The following is a 19,522-nucleotide window of genomic DNA, read 5'->3' as shown; positions in this document are numbered from 1 at the left end:
AACCATGGCTAAAGAATCACTCAAAGCAAGAGAGCGCAAGCGGCAAGGTTTAGTCGCTAAATACGCGACAAAACGGGCTGCGCTGAAAGCGGCTGGCGACTATGTTGGCTTAGATAAACTGCCACGGAATGCCTCACCGGTTCGTCTTCACAACCGTTGCAAATTGACGGGCCGCCCTCGTGGCTACATGCGCAAATTTGGCATTTCGCGTGTGACCTTCCGCGAGATGGCCAGCGCCGGGAAGATTCCGGGTGTAACGAAGTCAAGCTGGTAAGGTTTTATTTCTCAAACAGTTTCCGTACTTTTGCAAGCCTTTTTCAGAAACAGGCAAGCAAGTAACTCCTTGCAGAAATGAATACAGATCCGATAGCAGATTTTTTGACCCGCGTCAGAAATGCCATCCGTGCCAAGCACCGGGTGGTAGAAATCCCTGCATCAAATATTAAAAAAGAAATCACGAAAGTGCTTTTCGATAAAGGTTTCATCCAGAACTACAAGTTTGATGAAACTGGTCCTCAAGGCACAATCAAGATTGCCTTGAAATATAACCCCACTACAAAGCAATCAGCGATCGTTGATCTGCAGCGGGTTAGCCGTCCAGGTCTTCGTCAGTATACCGGTGCCGCTACACTGCCCCGTATATTGAATGGTCTTGGTGTCGCCATTGTATCAACGTCGAAAGGCGTTATGACGGACAAAGAAGCCCGGACGCTCAACATAGGCGGCGAGGTGTTGTGTTACGTTTATTAATACCTAAGAAACACTATGTCACGCGTAGGGAATAAACAAATCGAATTGCCTTCGGCCGTTACACTCTCGGTAGACGCTGAGAATGTAGTAACGGTTAAAGGACCTAAAGGCAGCCTGTCACAGGCGATCGACCGCGACATCACGGTGTCTCTGGAAGAAGGTATTGTGAAGGTAACACGCCCCACTGAGCAGAAGCGGCACAAGGCGCTTCATGGCCTGTACCGTGCGTTGGTTAACAACATGGTCGTTGGCGTTAGCACGGGCTTCAAAATTGATCTGGAAATTATTGGTGTAGGTTATAAAGCCTCGGTTGCCAATAATGTTCTTGAATTGAACCTGGGTTATTCGCACAATATCTTTCTGGCCATTCCAGCGGAGATTAAAGTAACAGCCATCACTGAAAAAGGGCAGAACCCCAAAGTTATTCTTGAAGGGACTGACAAGCAGTTGATCGGTGATGTGGCTGCTAAGATTCGCTCACTCCGCAAGGTTGAGCCATACAAAGGAAAAGGTATCCGCTTTGTTGGTGAAGTGGTTCGCCGGAAAGCTGGTAAATCAGCTAGTAAGAAGTAATAAGCGCCCATTTGGTCGGTATCAAATAAAATGGCAGCAACGAAACAATCAAGACGGCAACGGATCAAGTTTGGTATCCGGTCGAAAGTATCCGGTTCGCCTTCGCGTCCCCGTTTATCCGTATTTCGCTCGAACAAAGCGATTTACGCTCAAATCATTGATGACGAAGCAGGAAAGACACTTGTGTCTGCTTCTTCAATGGAATTGAAGACCGAAGTAAGTGGTTTCACAGTTGAAACGGCAAAGAAGGTCGGTCAGCGGTTAGCCGAAAAGGCCGCCGCCCAGAATGTACAGTCGGTGGTTTTTGACCGGAACGGCTATTTGTATCACGGCAAGGTGAAAGCCCTGGCTGACGGTGCCCGTGAGGGTGGCCTCAATTTCTAAGAGAATGGTATCGAACGTAAAACCGTCAAAAGTAAACGAGGCTGATCTGAAAGAGCGCGTAGTAGCGATCAACCGGGTAGCCAAAGTAGTGAAAGGTGGTCGTCGCTTTAGCTTTGCGGCCATCGTAGTTGTTGGTGATGGCAACGGTGTAGTAGGGTATGGCTTGGGTAAGGCGAATGAAGTAACAGACGCTATTACCAAAGGTGTTGAAGATGCAAAGAAGAACCTGTTCCAGGTGCCTTTGCTGAAACGCACTGTACCACACGAGATGGAAGGTCGTTTTGGCGGCGGTTTCGTTTTGGTAAAACCAGCCGCTCCAGGTACAGGTGTTATCGCAGGTGGTGCCATGCGCGCCGTATTAGAGAGCGCAGGTATTCATGATGTATTGGCAAAATCAAAAGGGTCATCGAATCCGCATAACGTAGTCAAAGCTACGATTGATGCGCTGATTAAGATGCGTTTGCCTCACCAGGTTGCTTTCCAGCGTCAGGTGTCGCTGAAGAAGGTATTCAACGGTTAATCGAGACGAAACATGGCACGGGTACGAATCACTCAAGTGCGTAGCACTATCAAACGCCCAAAAACTCAGAAGCTGGCTATTCAGTCACTGGGTTTGGGTAAAATTAACCGGAGCATTGAGCTGGATTACAATCCATCTATTGCTGGCGTTATCCGCAAGGTTGAGCATCTGGTTATAATTGAACATTTGGCGTAAGCCATTTATTATAAACTAAACTGACAATGAATCTCAGTCACATTAAGCCGGCAAAAGGGTCAGTTCAGCAGCGCAAGCGAGTCGGTCGCGGTCAAGGTTCCGGAATGGGCGGAACGTCGACCCGTGGCCACAAAGGTGCTCAATCACGCTCTGGCTATAGCCGTAAGTTAAGCTTTGAAGGTGGTCAGATGCCCCTTCAGCGTCGCTTACCTAAATTTGGATTTACGAACCCAACCCGGGTAGAGTATAAGCCTATCAACCTGGATACACTACAGGAACTGGCCACATCAGCCAACTTGACCAGCATTGATTTCGCTGTTCTGCGTGAGCATGGTTTAGCTGGCAAAAACGACCTTATCAAGGTATTGAGCCGTGGTGAGGTAACGTCTGCCCTGGAAGTATCAGCCCATGGTTTTTCATCAGCTGCTAAAGAAGCGATCGAAAAAGCTGGAGGTAAAGTGACCGTCATCGAGCGGGTTACTAAGAAAGAGTCTGCGATTTAACCACCGGAAGCCGCGTACGACTTGTATGAACCGTTTCATAGAGACTATTAAGAATATCTTCTCAATTGAGGAGTTGAGGACGCGTATCCTCAACACTCTTTTGTTTATAACGGTCTTCCGGCTGGGTACGCACATCGTGCTCCCCGGTGTCGATCCGGCCCGTTTAAACCTGCGTCCTCAGGGATTGCTAGGTCTGTTGGATACGTTTTTAGGTGGAGCTTTTAGTAAGGCATCCATCTTTGCGTTGGGTATCATGCCCTATATCTCGGCATCAATTGCTATTCAATTGTTGACGTTGGCGCTGCCCTACTTCCAGAAAATGCAAAAGGAAGGCGAGTCGGGCCGGAAGAAGCTGAACCAAATTACGCGGGTGTTAACCATCTTCGTGACAGCTGTTCAGGCGATTACATACATCCGTACAACTATTCCGGCCGATGCCTTATTTATCGACCGGACGTTGTTCACGATTGCCGCTGTTTTCATCCTGACGGCTGGTACTATTTTCTGTATGTGGCTTGGTGAGCGTATCACTGATAAAGGGATCGGAAACGGTATTTCTATGATCATCATGATCGGTATCGTATCACGGCTTCCAGGTGCTATTTACGGTGAGGCTCTATCACGGGGTACGTCACAGATCTTTATTTTCTTTATTGAAATGGTTGGTCTGTACTTCGTCATCATGGGTGCCGTATTGCTCACTCAGGCGGTGCGTCGAATTCCAATCCAGTATGCTAAACAGGTTGTTGGAAATAAAGTTGTTGGTGGTCAACGGCAATATTTGCCATTGAAGCTTAATGCCGCTGGTGTAATGCCGATCATTTTTGCTCAGGCACTCATGTTCATTCCAGGCTTTGCCTTTGGATTGGGCGCTGAGAAGAGTGAGACGATGGCTTCGTTGTATAATACCTTCCAGGACTATACGTCCTGGCAGTACAACCTGTTATTTGCCTTCCTGATCATTGTCTTCACGTTTTTTTACACAGCTATCTCGGTTAACCCTGTTCAGATATCTGATGATATGAAACGAAGCGGTGGTTTTATTCCCGGTGTTAAGCCAGGTTTGTCAACGTCTGAATACATTGGTACTGTGCTTGACCACATTACGTTACCGGGCGCTGTTATGCTGGCTATCGTGGCTATTCTTCCTTCATTGGCCAGCCAACTAGGTATGACATCGAGTTTCGCTTCCTTCTTTGGTGGAACGTCATTACTTATTATGGTTGGTGTTGTATTGGATACGCTGCAACAGATTGAAAGCTATCTGCTCATGCGTCGTTACGAAGGCCTGATGAAGTCTGGTCGAGTGAAGGGACGTACAGAAGGTGTACCTGCTTAATACACAGTATGATTACATTACGAAGCGACGAAGAAATCGAGATCATTCGTGAGAATGGTCAGGTCCTAGGCAAAACACATGCTGAAGTGGCCAAGCTGATTCGTCCTGGTATTACAACCAAGGAACTTGACACCGTTGCCCAGGCGTTCATTAAGGATAACGGTGGCGTTCCCTCGTTTCTTGGCTTCAATAATGGTACAGCAACCCGTTTTCCGGGAGCTCTGTGCATTTCGGTGAACGAAGTAGTCGTACACGGTTTTCCAACAAGCTACGAGCTACAGGAAGGCGATATTATTTCGGTTGATTGCGGTGTTTATCGAAATGGATACCATGCAGACAGCGCGTATACGTACCCAGTTGGCGAAGTTGCTTTGGGTACACGTAAGCTACTAACGCGTACAAAAGAGTCTTTGTACGTTGGCGTAGCTAAGGCCATTGATGGTAATCGGATTGGGGATATTGGCTATGCTATCCAATCGTACACTGAGCACTTTGGCTATACTGTTGTGCGTGAATTAGTGGGACATGGCGTGGGTCGATCGTTGCATGAAGAGCCACAAGTACCTAATTATGGTAAGCGTGGTCAGGGTATAAAACTGAAAGATGGTATGGTGCTTGCTATTGAGCCCATGATTAATTTTGGTAAGAAGGGGGTTGTACAGGAACGTGATGGGTGGACTATTCGAACTTCTGATCGTAAACCGTCGGCACACTTTGAACATACCGTGGCAGTTCGTAAAGGAAAGGTCGATATACTGACTACGTTCGAGTACATCGAAGCAGTAACGGCCGGAACTAGTATGGAAATCGAGTTGAGTACTGCAACAGCGGTTTAACGTCTATATGGCAAAACAGAATTCGATTGAACAAGATGGTGTGATCCTCGAAGCGTTATCAAACGCAATGTTTCGGGTAGAACTCGCCAACAAGCATGAAGTGATTGCACACATCTCGGGAAAGATGAGGATGAACTACATCAAAATTCTGCCCGGTGACCGTGTTAAATTGGAGATGTCGCCTTATGATTTGAGTAAGGCGCGAATTGTGTACCGTTACAAGTAAACAGGCAAGCAACCATGAAGGTTAAAGCGTCAATTAAAAAGCGCAGTGCAGACTGCATCGTGATCCGGCGGAAAGGGAAGCTGTACGTGATCAACAAGAAGAATCCCCGTTACAAACAAAGACAAGGTTAAGCACACATGGCACGTATTGCAGGTGTTGATATCCCCGATAAGAAGCGCGGCGCTATTTCGCTGACGTACATCTACGGAATCGGTCGGAGCGCAGCAAAAACGATCCTGGCAAAAGCTGGTATCGATGAAAACAAAAAAGTTAGTGAGTGGAACGACGAAGAGTCTAGTGCTGTTCGTAACGCTATCAGCGAAGAGTTTAAAGTTGAAGGTGCACTGAAGTCAGAAGTGCAACTTAGCATCAAACGGTTGATGGACATCGGTTGCTACCGTGGTCTACGTCACCGCAAAGGTCTGCCCGTTCGTGGTCAGAAAACCAAGAATAACTCACGGACTCGGAAAGGGAAACGTAAGACGGTTGCCAACAAGAAGAAAGCAACGAAATAAGTAACTGGTCATGCATTGAAACGTCATTCATTGTGATTAGCTAGTCATTCATCGTTTAGCACAATGCTTTCGGCAAATGATTATTGATGACAATAAGTGACCGCTTCATTCTAATGACGATTATCTAAGCAAATGGCACAAGCAAAACGTAAAGACAAAGCTAAAAAGCGGGTCGTCGTAGTTGAGTCAGTAGGTCAGGTGCACATCCGGGCTACCTTCAACAACATTATCATTTCGATCACGAACATGAACGGTCAGGTCATCTCATGGGCATCTGCCGGTAAGATGGGCTTCCGTGGTTCGAAGAAAAATACCCCTTATGCGGCTCAGACAGCTGCACAGAACTGCGCACAAGTGGCCCATGAATTGGGCATGCGGAAGGCAGAAGTGTTTGTAAAAGGTCCAGGCGCTGGTCGTGAATCGGCTATTCGGACTGTACAGAATACGGGTATCGAAGTGACTACAATCCGTGATATTACCCCGCTGCCCCATAACGGTTGCCGCCCTCCCAAACGTCGGCGCGTATAGTATTGGTTAAAGTTGATTGCAATCATTTGGCATAGTAGTTAATTATAGTCAGGTTATTGCCGCAGCAATGAATACGGTTAGGCGACATTGAGTTGTGTCTGATCTCTTTTTCACATTATTCATTTCTTATAATGGCACGTTATATTGGCCCAAAAGGCAAAATTGCCCGTAAGTTTGGTGAGGCTATCATCGGCCCTGTCAAAGCCTTACAAAAGAAAAACTATGCGCCCGGTATGCACGGACGCGGCCGGAAGCGTAAGACCTCAGAATATGCTGAGCAGCTTCAGGCAAAACAAAAAGTGAAGTACATCTATGGTATCCTGGAGCGTCAGTTCCGCGGATTGTTTCATCGGGCTGCTGTTAAGGAAGGTATCACAGGCGAAAACCTGCTGAAACTCTGCGAAGCCCGTTTAGACAATACCGTTTATCGGATGGGTATTGCTTCAACTCGTCGGGCTGCCCGCCAGTTGGTGGCTCACAAACATATTACTGTTGATGGCGAAGTAGTGAACATTGCTTCGTACTCGCTGAAGCCCGGTCAGATTATCGCTGTACGTGAGAAATCGAAATCGCTTGAAGCCATTACAACCAGCCTGTCGGCTCGTAATGCAAAGCGGTTTAATTGGCTGGAGTGGGATCAGCAACAATTAGCTGGTACGTTTATCAGCTACCCTGAACGTGATCAAATTCCTGAGAACGTCAACGAACAATTGATCGTTGAATTGTACTCTAAGTAATAAATGAGTACAGTTGGTCGATGTGGTTGGCAGTATATCTGCGAGCTGCTTCGACCAACTGTAGTCTTAATTTTAGGCTGTTAACCACGAAAAGGTATGTCTATATTAGCTTTCCAAATGCCCGATAAAGTCGTAATGGAAAAAGCCGACGACTTTCACGGTGTATTTGAGTTTAAGCCTCTCGAAAAGGGTTATGGCGTTACGATAGGAAATGCTTTACGCCGCATACTGCTGTCGTCGCTGGAAGGTTACGCCATCACAAGCGTCAAATTTCCCGGCGTTCTGCACGAATTCTCTTCGATTGAAGGCGTTGTTGAAGATGTAACCGAGATCATTCTGAACCTGAAAATGGTTCGGTTTAAGAAGGTTAACGACATGGTCGACAACAAGATCACGGTAAACATCAAAGGTCAGTCGGTGCTCAAAGCTGGTGATATCAGCAAAGCTACAGCTTCTTTTGAAGTGTTGAATCCAGATCTGGTTATTTGTAACATCGATAATACACGTGACCTGGAGATGGAAATCTTCGTTGAGAAAGGTCGTGGGTACGTTCCTGCCGATGAGCCACGGGCCAACGAACTGCCGTTTGGACATATTCCAATCGATGCGGTATATACACCCGTGAAGAATGTGAAATTTGGTGTTGAAAACACGCGGGTTGAGCAAAAGACGGACTATGAAAAGCTGGTGCTCGATATCGAGACCGACGGCTCAATTCATCCGGAAGAGGCGTTGAAAGGCGCTGCTCATATCCTGATCCAACACTTCATGCTGTTCTCGGATCAGACGATGACGTTTGACACCGTGAAGCCGGAAGAAGACAATGTCGTTGACGAAGAGATGCTGCATATGCGCAAGCTACTCAAAACGTCACTGGCTGATCTGGACCTGTCAGTGCGTGCCTACAACTGCCTGAAGTCTGCCGAAGTACGGACATTGGGCGATTTGGTGCGTCTGGAGATATCGGATATGATGAAGTTCCGCAACTTTGGTAAGAAGTCGCTGACTGAATTAGAGCAATTGGTTGCTGATAAAGGTCTGACCTTTGGTATGGACGTTGTGAAGTATCGGTTAGACGAAGAATAAGCTCAGTTTGACGTTTACCGTTCGAAGCTTGACGTTTAGTCGCTTCGAACGACAAACGACAAACGACAAACTACTACAATGAGACACGGTAAAAAAGATAATCACCTCAGCCGAACCCATTCGCACCGCGACGCAATGCTGTCGAATATGGCCGTTTCGCTGATTATGCACAAGCGGATCGAGACTACGGTTGCGAAGGCGAAAGAGCTTCGTAAGTATGTTGAGCCGATTCTAACGCGTGCCAAAGAAGATAACAACCAGAATCGTAAAGTTGTCTTCCAGTCACTGAACCACAAAGAGGGCATGAAGGAACTGTTCGGCGTTGTGTCGGATAAGATCGCTTCTCGCCCTGGCGGATACACCCGCATCATCAAACTGGGCAACCGGAAAGGTGACGCTGCTGAAACCTGCCTGATCGAACTGGTCGATTTCAACGAAACGTTGTTGGCTGCTGCCGCTGAACAGGCTACTACCAAGACTCGTCGTAGCCGTCGGGGTGGGGCAGGTCGCAAGACAGAAGGAACAACTGAGGAGACTCCCGTAGCAGCAGCTACGGAAGAAGCCCCTTCGGCCGAAGTAGTTGAAGAGGCTCCTGTTGACGAAGCGCCAGTGGCAGCTGCCGAAGAGGCACCTGTAGCTGAAGCTACATCAACTGATGAAGCGCCTGCTGCTGAAGAGACGAAGGATGACGAAACAAAGCCCGCCGCTGAATAGTGAGAAGCTATTCGTCATAAAGAAATGGGGTTAACCGGTTTTCGGTTAACCCTTTTTTTTAACCAAAAACATCAATTATACCATAATGACACGCCCTCAACAACCCGAAGCATTACTGGTTTTGCAGGATGGTACTGTATTCAAAGGTTTTGCTCTTGGCAAAATGGGTACAGCTGGTGGTGAAATTTGTTTCAACACCGGCATGACCGGCTATCAGGAAATTTACACGGATCCGTCGTATTTTGGTCAGGTGATCGTCAACACAACGTCGCACATTGGCAATTATGGTGTTCAGCTAGGGGCTGAAGAGGAGTCGGCCGGCGTAAAAATCCGGGCAATGGTTTGCAATTTCTTTTCGCCAACCTACTCGCGACATTTAGCAGATGGCTCACTGCAGCAGTACTTTGAGCAGGCCAATATTGTCGGGATTCACGGAATAGATACCCGCCAACTTGTGCGGCATATCCGGGACAAGGGCGTGATGAATTGCATCATTTCCTCTGTCATACTGGATGCTGATTTATTGCGGAATGAATTGGCCAACGTACCTGATATGGCAGGACTTGAATTATCATCTGAAGTATGTACACCAGCTACCTACGAACTAGGGCAACAAGACGCCCGTTTCCGGGTTGCTGTGCTAGATTTGGGTGTTAAGAAAAGCATTGTTCAGAACCTGGCTGATCGGGGGGCCTACTGCAAGGTTTTTCCAGCGAAAACGTCTTTTGCGGAATTGCAGGCATTTAGTCCCGATGGTTTCTTTATCTCTAATGGCCCCGGTGATCCTGCCGCCATGCCCTATGCTGTAGATACTGTAAAGCAGGCGTTGGATACCGAAAAACCACTATTTGGCATTTGCCTGGGCCATCAGATCTTGTCGCTGGCTAGCGGAATCGGCACTTATAAGATGCACAACGGCCACCGTGGCCTCAACCACCCGGTCAAGAACCTGATTACCGGATTATGCGAGGTAACTTCACAGAACCATGGTTTTGCCGTAATGGCCGATGAGGTAATGGATCACGCCAATGTAGAAGTGACCCACATTAACCTCAACGATAAAACCATTGAGGGCATTCGGCGCAAAGACAAGCCTGCCTTCTCGGTGCAATATCACCCGGAAGCCTCGCCCGGCCCACACGATTCGCGTTACCTTTTTGATGACTTCATAAAGTTGATGCGGTAGAAGAAAGAAGAGTAACTTCTGGCCAGTGCCTTACCGGGCGCATGGCGCTAATGTCTTTTTTCAATTTTCGTAGAGCCGACGCCTTAACGGCGTCGGCTTTTTCGTTAATAAGGTCTATGCCACTGACTATTAAACGCTTCCTGCTTTTTGGAGTAGGCTTACTACTTATAAACGCACTTTCAGCTTTCGTGTATACCCGGCTCGATCTGACGAGTGACAGGCGCTATACACTCTCGGAAGGTACTCAGCAACTACTGGGTACGTTGCCTGCGCGTGTACATATCGATGTTTTTCTGACAGGAAAGTTGCCTCCTGGCTTCAAGCGCCTTGAAACGGCCGTTCGTGAAACGGTAGAGGAGTTTGAATCAGAAGCTGGAAGTAACATTAGTTTCCGATTCATTGATCCGATTACAGGTACGTCGGAGGAGCAAATGAAACGGTTGGAAAGCCTGGCGAAATTGGGATTGCAGCCCACCAACCTATTTGCCAATCAGGGGGGAACACGAACTGAGCAGCTTATTGTGCCAGGAGCTGTAGTCAGTTACGAAGGAAAAGAAATAGGTGTGCTGTTACTTAAGGGAAATAAAGCGGCTACCCCTGCCGAGCAATTGAATCAGTCCTATGAGGGCGTAGAGTATCAGCTGGCAGCAGCCATCCGGCGATTGACGCAGCCGGAAGGGAGTCGGCGGCGGGTGGGCATGGTCTACGGTCACACACAGGTACCCCCCGAGCGATTTTCTGACTTGTTGGCCTCCATTCAGGAACAGTACGATCTGTTTTTTGTCGATTTAACGAAGCCTGGCCCAATCGAAGGTGTTGATGCACTGATGATCATGAAACCTGATAAGCCGTTTTCAGAAAGCGATGTATTCAAACTAGATCAGTATGTGGTGAAAGGGGGGAGCGCACTGTTTTTTGTTGATGGTCAGCGGGTAGACAGCGTAAGTTCAGAAGGTTCGTATGCACAGCCCATGCCCTTAGGACTTGACGACCTATTTTTTAACTGGGGCGCCCGTGTCAACCGTGATATGGTGAAAGACCTGACATGTGGCGTAATTCCGCTTAACGTAGGTACGTTGGGAGACAAGCCAAATGTACAGTTGGTCCCCTGGCGATTCTATCCCGTGCTGAACTCCTTTGGGGAAAGCCCCATTACCCGAAATCTGGATGCGGTATATGGCCGTTTTATTAGTACGGTTGATACCATACGAGTGCGGGGTGTTGCGAAAACGGTTTTACTGAAAACATCACCTTACACGACTATTCTTAAATTGCCAACGCTGGTGTCGTACAATGAGGCCCGGCAACAGCCAGATCCGGCAACCTACACGGGAGGTGTCAAGGCAGTTAGCGTATTGTTGGAAGGAAAGTTCACGTCGTTGTATGCCAACCAACTAGTGCCCGATTCGGTAGCGCGGTCGTTTAAGCAGAGCGCAGCAACTGGTAAAGTGTTTATCTGCTCGGATGGAGACCTGATGGTGAATGATGTCGATTACAAACGTAAAGCGCCACTTCCGCTAGGCTATGATCGTTTCTCGCGCAATCAGTTTGCTAATAAAGAGTTTGTCCTGAACGCAATCGATTACATGGTTGATCCACAAGGCTTGATAATGGCTCGTACCCGCGAGGTACCCCTGCGCCCGCTCGATACGGTAAAACTAGCGCAGGAACGTACCTGGTGGCAGGCTTTTAATGTAGTAGTGCCCCTGGCGTTCCTGGCTGTTGGTGGTCTTATCTGGCAGGTAGTTCGGCGCCGTCGGTACGCGTATTAGCTCAATTATCTGTAGTGATAAAAGGGAAATCAGGACTTCCAAAAAGGCCTATTTTTTGCTACTTTTGTTCAAATACACAAGAACCTACTGACGCCTCCAGCGCATGAAATTCATCGTCTCTTCGTCCGTTCTGCTCAAGAACCTGATGAACATCAATGGGGTGGTTGCGACCAACCCGATCGTACCGATTCTCGAAAACTTTTTGTTTCGTATTGAAGACGGTACGTTGACCGTAACAGCGTCGGATCTGCAAACGACCATGACTACGCAAATCCCGGTGGATGCGTCAGAAAATGGAGCTATTGCAATTCCTGCCAAACTACTGCTCGATACGCTTCGTAGCCTGCCAGAGCAACCCATTACGGTCAATATCAATACAGACACATTCGGTACCGAAATTCTGACCGACAATGGCCGGTTTAAATTATCGGGCGAGAACCCTATTGATTTTCCAAAGATCCCGGGGGTAAACAAAAATCAATCCGTCGAGCTATCGTCAGACGCCCTGTTGAGTGCCGTAAACAATACGGCTTTTGCGACGAGCACAGATGATCTGCGTCCGGCTATGACTGGGGTTTATCTACAATTGAACGGCGATAACGCCACGTTTGTAGCTACCGATGGGCATCGGCTCATTCGCTATCGCCGCACCGACATCCAGACTTCAGCCAGTACGTCGCTGATCATTCCCCGTAAGGCACTGTCGCTGTTGAAAACGTCGCTTCCGGAAGGCGTAGACGTAAAGGTTGAACTAAGCCAAGCAAATGCCTCCTTCACGTTTGGAGCAACTCAGCTTATCTGCCGGCTGATCGATGAGCGCTTCCCTGATTATGAGAACGCGATTCCGACCAACAACACAAACGTAATGACGATTGGGCGTGCCGAACTGCTGAACTCGCTGAAACGGATCATGATTTACGCCAACCGGACAACACACCAGATCAGGTTGTCGATGAAGGCGAATAGCCTCACTATCTCGGCTGAAGACCTTGATTATTCAAATGAAGCCAATGAGAAATTGCTCTGCGAGTACGAAGGCGACGACATGGAGATCGGCTTCAACGCCAAGCTGATGTCGGAGATGTTGAGTAATCTGAGTGCTAAAATGATTTCGCTCGAAATGTCGGCGCCAAACCGTGCTGGATTGATCATTCCTGCCGATAAAGAGGAGAATGAAGAGATTCTGATGCTGGTTATGCCGGTTATGTTAAACACATATGCCTGATCGCGATCGAGCAAGCAGTATTAACAAAAAGCCCTGACCTATTTAGTCAGGGCTTTTTGTTAATACTGCTTGCTCGATCGCGATCAGCGTATTGACGTTCTTCAGTAGCAAATTGCTTCGCCGAAGCGGAACAGTGGTGAAAACGAAAGGAAAGGATTTAGGAATAGGAAACTGTACGTGTACAAATATACTCAATAGGATAATAGAAAGATATTATTGCGCTTAGAAGGTTATGAAATTAATTTATCTAACGTATATAAAACCGATATATTTAGTTCAGAATATAGCCAACAGAATAACAAGCTGTTGCCGTTGACTCTTCGACAAGCCAGTGCCTGGGCCATTACCAATAAAAAGCTCCATACGGGGTCGCATGGAGCTTTTTATTGGTAATGGCGGATAACTTAGGCAACAGTTTCTATCAGGGTCGGATAATCTGTGTAGCCCGCTTCTCCCGGTGTGTAGAAAGTGCTGAAATCAGGCTGATTCAAGGCCATATTATGTTGCATTCGCTCAACTAAATCAGGATTGGCGATGAACGGGCGCCCAAACGCAATGAGTTCAGCCCGACCAGCACGTATTGTTTCTTCAGCCCGTTGGGCGTCGTAGCCGCCGCTCAGGATCAACGTACCGGTAAATGCCTTCCGAATGGCCTCAACTATGCTGGTATCAACCGCCGGTGCTCCCATCGATTCGTGGTCAACGAGGTGTATGTACATAGCGATGCCATTCAGTTTTTCAGCAACGTATAACGCTATGGCATCATAATCAGGCGAGTACGGCATATCGTTGAATACGCCATACGGTGATAGGCGAATACCTGTTTTATCAACGCCGATAGCCTTGGACACAGCGATTGTCACGTCAATGGCGAAGCGGGCATAATTTTCGGTTGAGCCTCCATACTCATCTGTACGCTGATTCGAGGTGGGGCGTAGGAATTGTTCGATCAGGTACCCATTAGCCCCGTGCAGTTCGACCCCGTCGAAACCGGCAGCAATCGCGTTTTTGGCCGCAGCGACAAACTCAAGAATTGTCTTGTCAATGTCGACTTTGGTCATTTCGCGGGGCGTTGGCTGATCCTGCATCCCTAGCTTATCGGTGTAAATCTGCCCGGCCGCCGCGATGGCCGACGGGGCCAAAATCTCGGCTCCCTTCTCCATATTGGCCAAATGACTGATACGGCCGCTATGCATGAGCTGAGCCACTATTTTGCCGCCCTTTTCGTGAACGGCTGATGTAACGGCCTGCCAGCCCTCTACCTGAGTAGGGCTGTAAAGACCGGGAACACGAGCATAGCCATTGCCATTGGCTGAAGGGGCAATACCTTCTGTGATGAGGAGGCCAGCAGACGCTCGCTGCGCATAGTAAGTCGCCATAATCGGCGTTACATCGTGGCCAGCTGTGGCGCGGTTACGGGTCATTGGGGCCATAACGACCCGATTCTTTACTGTTAAATTCCCTAAGACGGCAGGTTCGAATAAGCTAGTTGACATGTTGGATGTTTGCATTGACAAATACAGAGTCACAACAGAGGCCTCGTCATGAATAGTTTATATGTATAAACATTTAATCTGGCCAGCAGCGATGGAAGCTTGACCATTAATGACTTGAACTGCTCACCAGACATGGTCTTTTTAAACCAATTTTTCGGCAGCCTGGGTCGGAAGCAACGTACCCAGACGTACCTGTTGCTCGAGCTGACTTACACGTTCCGAAAAGCCGGGTTTACTATAAAAGTGCTGCTCAATCCGTTGCCGAAGCAGGAAGCGGAACCAGTCGAGCATCTGATTCTGACGGTGACGGCTGCGCTCTCCCGTTTTTGTCAAGCGTTGCTGGTGCTCATGAATCAATGTCCATATGTCAGCAATACCCAAGCCGGTTGTTGCCGAACAGGTAACTACGGGTGGCTGCCAGCCCGTACCGGTAGGCGGGAAGAGGTGAAGCGCATTCTGATAGTCTACCCGGGCGCGGTTGGCCGCGTTGGTATTATCGCCGTCGGCTTTAGTAATGGCCAGCGCATCGGCGAGTTCCATTATACCGCGTTTCATGCCCTGCAACTCATCACCTGCGCCCGCCAGCATTAGCAGCAGGAAGAAATCGACCATGCCGTGCACCAGTGTTTCAGATTGCCCGACCCCCACCGTTTCAACCAGAATGACATCGAATCCGGCAGCTTCACATAGCAGCATGGTTTCACGCGTTCGTTGTGCCACACCACCCAGAGAATCGCCTGCCGGAGACGGTCGGATATAGGCCCTTGGATTCATCGATAGGGCCTCCATCCGGGTTTTATCACCCAGGATGCTGCCCCCTGACCGTTGGCTGGTCGGGTCTATAGCCAACACGGCCAATTGCTTGCCAAGCGCCGTAAGATGTGTGCCAAAAACTTCGATGAAGGTGCTCTTTCCTACACCCGGCACGCCTGTAATACCCACCCGCACGGATGTTTGCGGAATGTAGGGCAGAACACCGTCCAGTACCTGCTGTGCCAACAGTTGATCGGTGGATAAGCGACTTTCTACCAACGTAATTGCCCGACTAAGCACCAGCCGATCGCCTGCCCGCAGGCCGTCGATGTAGTAGGATGGAAGTTGTCTGGGGCGCATAGAATGAGTTTACTGTTTATAGTCTTCTGTTTTCTGTGGCGCTGCTAATTAACCCTTTTTTACGTCAGCAGCGCCACAGAGAACAGAAGACTGTAAACAGTAAACTCATTTCAGATCGTCGGGAGTTGTGATCTTGATGTTTTCGTAATCACCGTCAATCAGCGAAATAGGATAGCCCGCCAACTCAAGTACGCTGGCACAATCGGTGAAATTGGCCTGTTCGGGATTAGAGAAGGCTTTACGAAACCAATCGAGACGAAACGTCTGCGGCGTCTGTATTAGACGTACCTGAGCACGGTCAATGGCTTTGCTGGTCCCATTACTGTTCAGCAGGCGTATTGAATCCTTAGCCGCTACACAGGTGACTGCACTTCCTTTATGTGAGGCTGTAGCGAAGCTTTCGGCAATAATAGCTGGTGTTACATAGGGACGAACACCATCATGCACGGCAACCAACCCGGTTGCATCTGACGCTGGCGGAATGGTGGCAAGCCCGTTTCGTACCGACTGAAAACGTGTTGCACCGCCAATGACCGTGGTAACCGTGGTAGGATGAAACTGGTGGCTTGCACAGAGTGATTCCCAGATGGCCATATCGCGCTCCGGTAGTACGAGCCGAATGGGCAGATCGGGGGAGTAAGCGAGAAACTGCTCAATCGTATGCTGGAGAATAGGCTTATCCTGCACCATGAGAAACTGTTTGGCCACATCAGCTTTCATCCGGCTTCCGCTGCCGCCCGCTACTATAATGGCATAAAAATCAGTTGTCCGTCGCAAAAGAATGAAGTCTGAATAAGCACGGTAGAAATCCGGCAAGTCGTATAAGTGAATAGTCCTGAGTCTGGAAGATGCAACTACGCATTAACGAACCAGACTCAGGACTATCCACTTACACGACTTGCCGGACTTTTTATAAAATCAACATGGCATCACCATAGGTGAAGAAGCGGTATTTTTCTTTGATCGCCACCTGGTACGCTTCTTTGATCAGTTCATGGCCGCCAAAGGCTGACGTCATCATCAGGAGCACTGACTCTGGCAGGTGCATATTTGTCAGCAGCGCATTAGCGATTTTGAAATCGTAAGGCGGGAAAATGAACCGATCTGTCCAGCCTTCAACGGGTTTCAGGCGGCTATTGGCAGAGACGGATGATTCTATGGCTTTCAGCGCTGTTGTCCCGATAGCACATACGCGTTTGCCAGCGTCAAGACCTGCGTTGACGATCTCGGTTGCTTCGGGGCCGATACGGAAATTCTCAGAATCTGTTTTGTGCTTTGTCAGGTCTTCTACATCTACCTGACGGAACGTACCCAGGCCAATATGCAGCGTAATGGGGGCAAAATGAATGCCTTTGATCTCCATGCGCTTCATCATGGCGCGGGTAAAGTGCAGACCGGCCGTTGGGGCAGCTACAGCGCCCACATGCTGGGCAAAAACAGTCTGGTAGTGTTCCCGATCAGCCTCAACCGATTCGCGCATGATCTCGCGGGGAATAGGCATTTCACCCAGTTGGTCCACCGCTTTCATGAATTCGTCGTGATTACCGTCGAACAGGAAGCGGATGGTGCGACCACGTGAGGTTGTGTTGTCGATGACTTCGGCAACGAGGTCGCTATCGCCAAAATACAGTTTGTTACCTACCCGAATCTTCCGCGCGGGATCAACCAGCACGTCCCAGAGTTTCATTTCGCGGTTCAACTCGCGCAGTAGAAACACTTCGATTTTTGCCCCCGTTTTTTCTTTATTACCGTACAGCCGAGCCGGAAATACTTTTGTGTTGTTGATCACCATCACGTCGCCATCTGAGAAATAGCTCAGGATGTCGCCGAATTTTTTGTGTTCAATGGTTTTGGTTTTACGGTCAACGACCATCAACCGGGCTTCGCCTCGTTCAACCGGATATTTGGCAATCAGACTTTCGGGGAGGTCAAATCTAAATTCAGCTAGTTTCATACACGATTTCCCCTTGATAATTAAGCCTATAAGATGGGGAAAGTTCGCAAATATACGACACAAAACCCCGAATTCTGACAGGGAGGGCACGATAAAGTCCAGTCCTCCACTGCCGTGGCCAGGTACGTTGCCTGGCCACGGCAGTGGAGGACTGGTATGCCCGGGCGCCTACGACTGGCTTTCCTCAGTCGTCAGTGGTTGCACGGCCCCCTCAGTGTTGACTTCGGCGCGGTCAGATACGTTGAATTTAGCCATCAATTCAGACGATACTTCGTTTGAGTACGTGCCTTGTGCTGCTACGAACAGGCCCTTCATCCCATTGGTACACGAGATGGCATACAGCGTCATTTCGTCGCCGGGATCAGAGGTGCCTTCGAAGCGGTGAAACTCATCGACTTTGAACTCGTCGCTTTTACACTTGACATCGTCTTTGCTGGTCACCTTGAGGTAATCTTTTTCGGGCGCAAATTCTTCGGTGTAGCCATGGCTCTGCAAATTCTGCATAGCCTCGGTAAGGGTGGTGAAATGAGTCATAACGAGTGTCTGTTTTTACCATTAAAACCACTTTCAGGAGTGGTTGTTTGTTGGTTGAGCTACCGGTTAAGGTTTATAACTATATCAATTCAATAGGTTTTGAAGAACAAACCGTCCTGCCAATGATTTAGATGTATAAACAATTATTTATTCAACTATGAAAAAGGGAGTAATGATGGCATCGGTTATTGGCCTGATGAGCCTGAATGCCTGTAAGAACAATGGTACGGACGTGAACGCACCAGCCTTTGCCGAGCGTACATCGTTTACCGCTAGTCGGCAGTACCCCGAAGGGATCGCCTATGCGCCCTCACTCAACCAGTTTGTGGTTACGTCATTGACGCAGGGGAAAGTGGGCACCGTTGACCTGAACGGAAACTATGCAGACCTTTTTACCGACGCGGGTCTGATTTCGACACAGGGCGTGAAAGTGTACAATGGGAAGATCTACGTGTGTAATGCCGCTCAGGCCGTAGCTGACAAAGCCACCACGCAACTGGTTGGAAAAACAGCTGGCCTTTTTGTGTATGACATTAGCTCGAGACAGATTGAACGGCGCACTGATCTGGCTGCGTTGCTGCCTGCTGCCCAACACTTAGCTAACGACGTGGCTATTGACGGACAGGGTGTAGCGTATGTGACCGACTCTTTTTCGCCGGTCGTTTACCGGGTGGGCAGCGATGGTGCCGCCTCAATTCTGGTAAATAACCCCATTCTGGGCGTACCTACCGGGCAGTTTGGCTTGAATGGTATAGTTTTTCACCCCAATAATTATTTGATCGTCGTGGTGGCTTCCACTGGTAAGTTGTACAAGATTGATCTGGCCAACAGCAATTCGATTACGGAAGTCAGTGGTTTTGCCCCCGTTACCGGTGGCGATGGAATGGTGCTCATCAACGACGATCTCTACGTAGTGAACAACCGGAATCAGGTAACCCAGTTACGCGGCGCCAATAACTGGGCGACGGCCTCGGTCGTAAAAACCGATGCGGCGGGGTACGACCAGGCCACGACAAACACCGTTGTAAACGGTCAGGTCTATACGATCAATGCCCGGATTGGTGAAATAGGGTCGGCCACAAGTCCCGCCAGCCTGACCTCATCGGCCTATAGTATCCAACGGTTCAAGTAGAGCAGTTGCAGGTTTCAGAAGCTGTTTTTGTTAGGCAACTCGTCGCATGGCCGCATCGGCGGACTTAAATATTTGTAGAAGATTAAGTTGCGTTAGCCAACTCGTCGCGTAGCAACCTAATGTCTATAGAACGTTGAGTTGCCTGAGTCTCCTTCCGTCGCGTAGCGACCTGACCACGCTGAATTGTTAGGTCGCTACGCGACG

25 protein-coding genes are annotated in these 19,522 nt (G+C 48.8%); 20 read left to right on the top strand and 5 right to left on the bottom strand.

Translation table 11 applies throughout. The features are described from left to right. Window positions 1-4 precede the first annotated feature (4 nt). The 19 genes from rpsN to dnaN all read left to right on the top strand — a co-directional run bounded on the left by rpsN (window position 5) and on the right by dnaN (window position 13,089). A complete protein-coding gene (rpsN, locus tag ACAW75_RS18515) occupies window positions 5-274 on the top strand; it encodes a 30S ribosomal protein S14 (protein WP_085412255.1) in 270 nt (89 codons plus the stop codon). Between the two features lie 77 nt (window positions 275-351). Then, window positions 352-750, top strand: coding sequence for a 30S ribosomal protein S8 (rpsH, locus tag ACAW75_RS18510; RefSeq protein ID WP_370730236.1), 399 nt, complete (start codon window positions 352-354; stop codon window positions 748-750). 15 nt (window positions 751-765) lie between these two features. Then, the gene (gene rplF / locus ACAW75_RS18505; protein WP_370730235.1) at window positions 766-1,323 is read left to right on the top strand and encodes a 50S ribosomal protein L6; all 558 of its coding nucleotides are present in this window, start codon (window positions 766-768) and stop codon (window positions 1,321-1,323) included. A gap of 30 nt (window positions 1,324-1,353) precedes the next feature. Beyond that, on the top strand, window positions 1,354-1,707 hold the full coding sequence (gene rplR / locus ACAW75_RS18500) for a 50S ribosomal protein L18 (RefSeq protein WP_085412258.1): 354 nt from the start codon (window positions 1,354-1,356) through the stop codon (window positions 1,705-1,707). Window positions 1,708-1,711: 4 nt separating this feature from the next. Further along, complete coding sequence (rpsE, locus tag ACAW75_RS18495) at window positions 1,712-2,227, top strand: 30S ribosomal protein S5 (protein ID WP_085412259.1); 516 nt, start codon at window positions 1,712-1,714, stop codon at window positions 2,225-2,227. 12 nt (window positions 2,228-2,239) lie between these two features. Next, the gene (gene rpmD / locus ACAW75_RS18490; protein WP_370730234.1) at window positions 2,240-2,422 is read left to right on the top strand and encodes a 50S ribosomal protein L30; all 183 of its coding nucleotides are present in this window, start codon (window positions 2,240-2,242) and stop codon (window positions 2,420-2,422) included. A 26-nt stretch (window positions 2,423-2,448) separates the two neighbouring features. Next, window positions 2,449-2,925 (top strand): 50S ribosomal protein L15, encoded by a 477-nt coding sequence (gene rplO / locus ACAW75_RS18485; RefSeq protein ID WP_370730233.1) that lies wholly within the window; start codon window positions 2,449-2,451, stop codon window positions 2,923-2,925. 25 nt (window positions 2,926-2,950) lie between these two features. Further along, window positions 2,951-4,264 carry a preprotein translocase subunit SecY gene (gene secY, locus ACAW75_RS18480; protein ID WP_370730232.1) on the top strand — a complete coding sequence of 438 codons (1,314 nt, stop codon included), beginning with the start codon at window positions 2,951-2,953 and terminating at the stop codon, window positions 4,262-4,264. A gap of 8 nt (window positions 4,265-4,272) precedes the next feature. Then, on the top strand, window positions 4,273-5,100 hold the full coding sequence (gene map / locus ACAW75_RS18475) for a type I methionyl aminopeptidase (RefSeq protein ID WP_370730231.1): 828 nt from the start codon (window positions 4,273-4,275) through the stop codon (window positions 5,098-5,100). A gap of 7 nt (window positions 5,101-5,107) precedes the next feature. Continuing rightward, entirely contained in the window at window positions 5,108-5,326 is a 219-nt protein-coding gene (gene infA / locus ACAW75_RS18470) for a translation initiation factor IF-1 (protein ID WP_009284801.1), read from the top strand. Window positions 5,327-5,340: 14 nt separating this feature from the next. Further along, the gene (gene ykgO, locus ACAW75_RS18465; RefSeq protein ID WP_085412264.1) at window positions 5,341-5,457 is read left to right on the top strand and encodes a type B 50S ribosomal protein L36; all 117 of its coding nucleotides are present in this window, start codon (window positions 5,341-5,343) and stop codon (window positions 5,455-5,457) included. Between the two features lie 6 nt (window positions 5,458-5,463). After that, a complete protein-coding gene (gene rpsM, locus ACAW75_RS18460; RefSeq protein WP_370730230.1) occupies window positions 5,464-5,841 on the top strand; it encodes a 30S ribosomal protein S13 in 378 nt (125 codons plus the stop codon). Window positions 5,842-5,973: 132 nt separating this feature from the next. Continuing rightward, complete coding sequence (gene rpsK / locus ACAW75_RS18455) at window positions 5,974-6,369, top strand: 30S ribosomal protein S11 (RefSeq protein WP_085412266.1); 396 nt, start codon at window positions 5,974-5,976, stop codon at window positions 6,367-6,369. Between the two features lie 131 nt (window positions 6,370-6,500). Further along, window positions 6,501-7,106 carry a 30S ribosomal protein S4 gene (gene rpsD, locus ACAW75_RS18450; protein WP_085412267.1) on the top strand — a complete coding sequence of 202 codons (606 nt, stop codon included), beginning with the start codon at window positions 6,501-6,503 and terminating at the stop codon, window positions 7,104-7,106. 96 nt (window positions 7,107-7,202) lie between these two features. Further along, complete coding sequence (locus ACAW75_RS18445) at window positions 7,203-8,192, top strand: DNA-directed RNA polymerase subunit alpha (protein WP_370730229.1); 990 nt, start codon at window positions 7,203-7,205, stop codon at window positions 8,190-8,192. A gap of 78 nt (window positions 8,193-8,270) precedes the next feature. Next, a complete protein-coding gene (gene rplQ / locus ACAW75_RS18440; protein WP_370730228.1) occupies window positions 8,271-8,906 on the top strand; it encodes a 50S ribosomal protein L17 in 636 nt (211 codons plus the stop codon). An 85-nt stretch (window positions 8,907-8,991) separates the two neighbouring features. Beyond that, on the top strand, window positions 8,992-10,092 hold the full coding sequence (gene carA / locus ACAW75_RS18435) for a glutamine-hydrolyzing carbamoyl-phosphate synthase small subunit (protein ID WP_370730227.1): 1,101 nt from the start codon (window positions 8,992-8,994) through the stop codon (window positions 10,090-10,092). A gap of 116 nt (window positions 10,093-10,208) precedes the next feature. Then, window positions 10,209-11,864 carry a gliding motility-associated ABC transporter substrate-binding protein GldG gene (gene gldG, locus ACAW75_RS18430; protein ID WP_370730226.1) on the top strand — a complete coding sequence of 552 codons (1,656 nt, stop codon included), beginning with the start codon at window positions 10,209-10,211 and terminating at the stop codon, window positions 11,862-11,864. 103 nt (window positions 11,865-11,967) lie between these two features. Then, the gene (gene dnaN, locus ACAW75_RS18425; protein ID WP_370730225.1) at window positions 11,968-13,089 is read left to right on the top strand and encodes a DNA polymerase III subunit beta; all 1,122 of its coding nucleotides are present in this window, start codon (window positions 11,968-11,970) and stop codon (window positions 13,087-13,089) included. Window positions 13,090-13,493: 404 nt separating this feature from the next. Here dnaN and ACAW75_RS18420 read toward each other — a convergent pair whose 3' ends face one another. The 5 genes from ACAW75_RS18420 to ACAW75_RS18400 form a co-directional block, all read right to left on the bottom strand. After that, a complete protein-coding gene (locus ACAW75_RS18420; protein WP_370730224.1) occupies window positions 13,494-14,585 on the bottom strand; it encodes an alkene reductase in 1,092 nt (363 codons plus the stop codon). A 141-nt stretch (window positions 14,586-14,726) separates the two neighbouring features. Further along, window positions 14,727-15,698: a methylmalonyl Co-A mutase-associated GTPase MeaB gene (gene meaB / locus ACAW75_RS18415; protein ID WP_370730223.1), complete on the bottom strand. Its 972-nt coding sequence runs from the start codon at window positions 15,696-15,698 to the stop codon at window positions 14,727-14,729. 105 nt (window positions 15,699-15,803) lie between these two features. Next, entirely contained in the window at window positions 15,804-16,475 is a 672-nt protein-coding gene (locus ACAW75_RS18410; protein WP_370730222.1) for a 2-C-methyl-D-erythritol 4-phosphate cytidylyltransferase, read from the bottom strand. Window positions 16,476-16,608: 133 nt separating this feature from the next. Continuing rightward, entirely contained in the window at window positions 16,609-17,652 is a 1,044-nt protein-coding gene (queA, locus tag ACAW75_RS18405) for a tRNA preQ1(34) S-adenosylmethionine ribosyltransferase-isomerase QueA (protein ID WP_370730221.1), read from the bottom strand. A gap of 168 nt (window positions 17,653-17,820) precedes the next feature. Continuing rightward, window positions 17,821-18,186 carry a hypothetical protein gene (locus ACAW75_RS18400; RefSeq protein ID WP_370730220.1) on the bottom strand — a complete coding sequence of 122 codons (366 nt, stop codon included), beginning with the start codon at window positions 18,184-18,186 and terminating at the stop codon, window positions 17,821-17,823. A 157-nt stretch (window positions 18,187-18,343) separates the two neighbouring features. Between ACAW75_RS18400 and ACAW75_RS18395 the strand changes: the two genes are divergently transcribed. Further along, window positions 18,344-19,318, top strand: coding sequence for a gluconolaconase (locus tag ACAW75_RS18395; RefSeq protein ID WP_370730219.1), 975 nt, complete (start codon window positions 18,344-18,346; stop codon window positions 19,316-19,318). Window positions 19,319-19,522: the final 204 nt, after the last annotated feature.

This window comes from Fibrella arboris, from assembly GCF_041321095.1.
Classification (GTDB): domain Bacteria; phylum Bacteroidota; class Bacteroidia; order Cytophagales; family Spirosomataceae; genus Fibrella; species Fibrella arboris.
The sequence above is the reverse complement of the archived record's forward strand: the minus strand, read 5'-3'. Positions and strand labels throughout refer to the sequence as shown.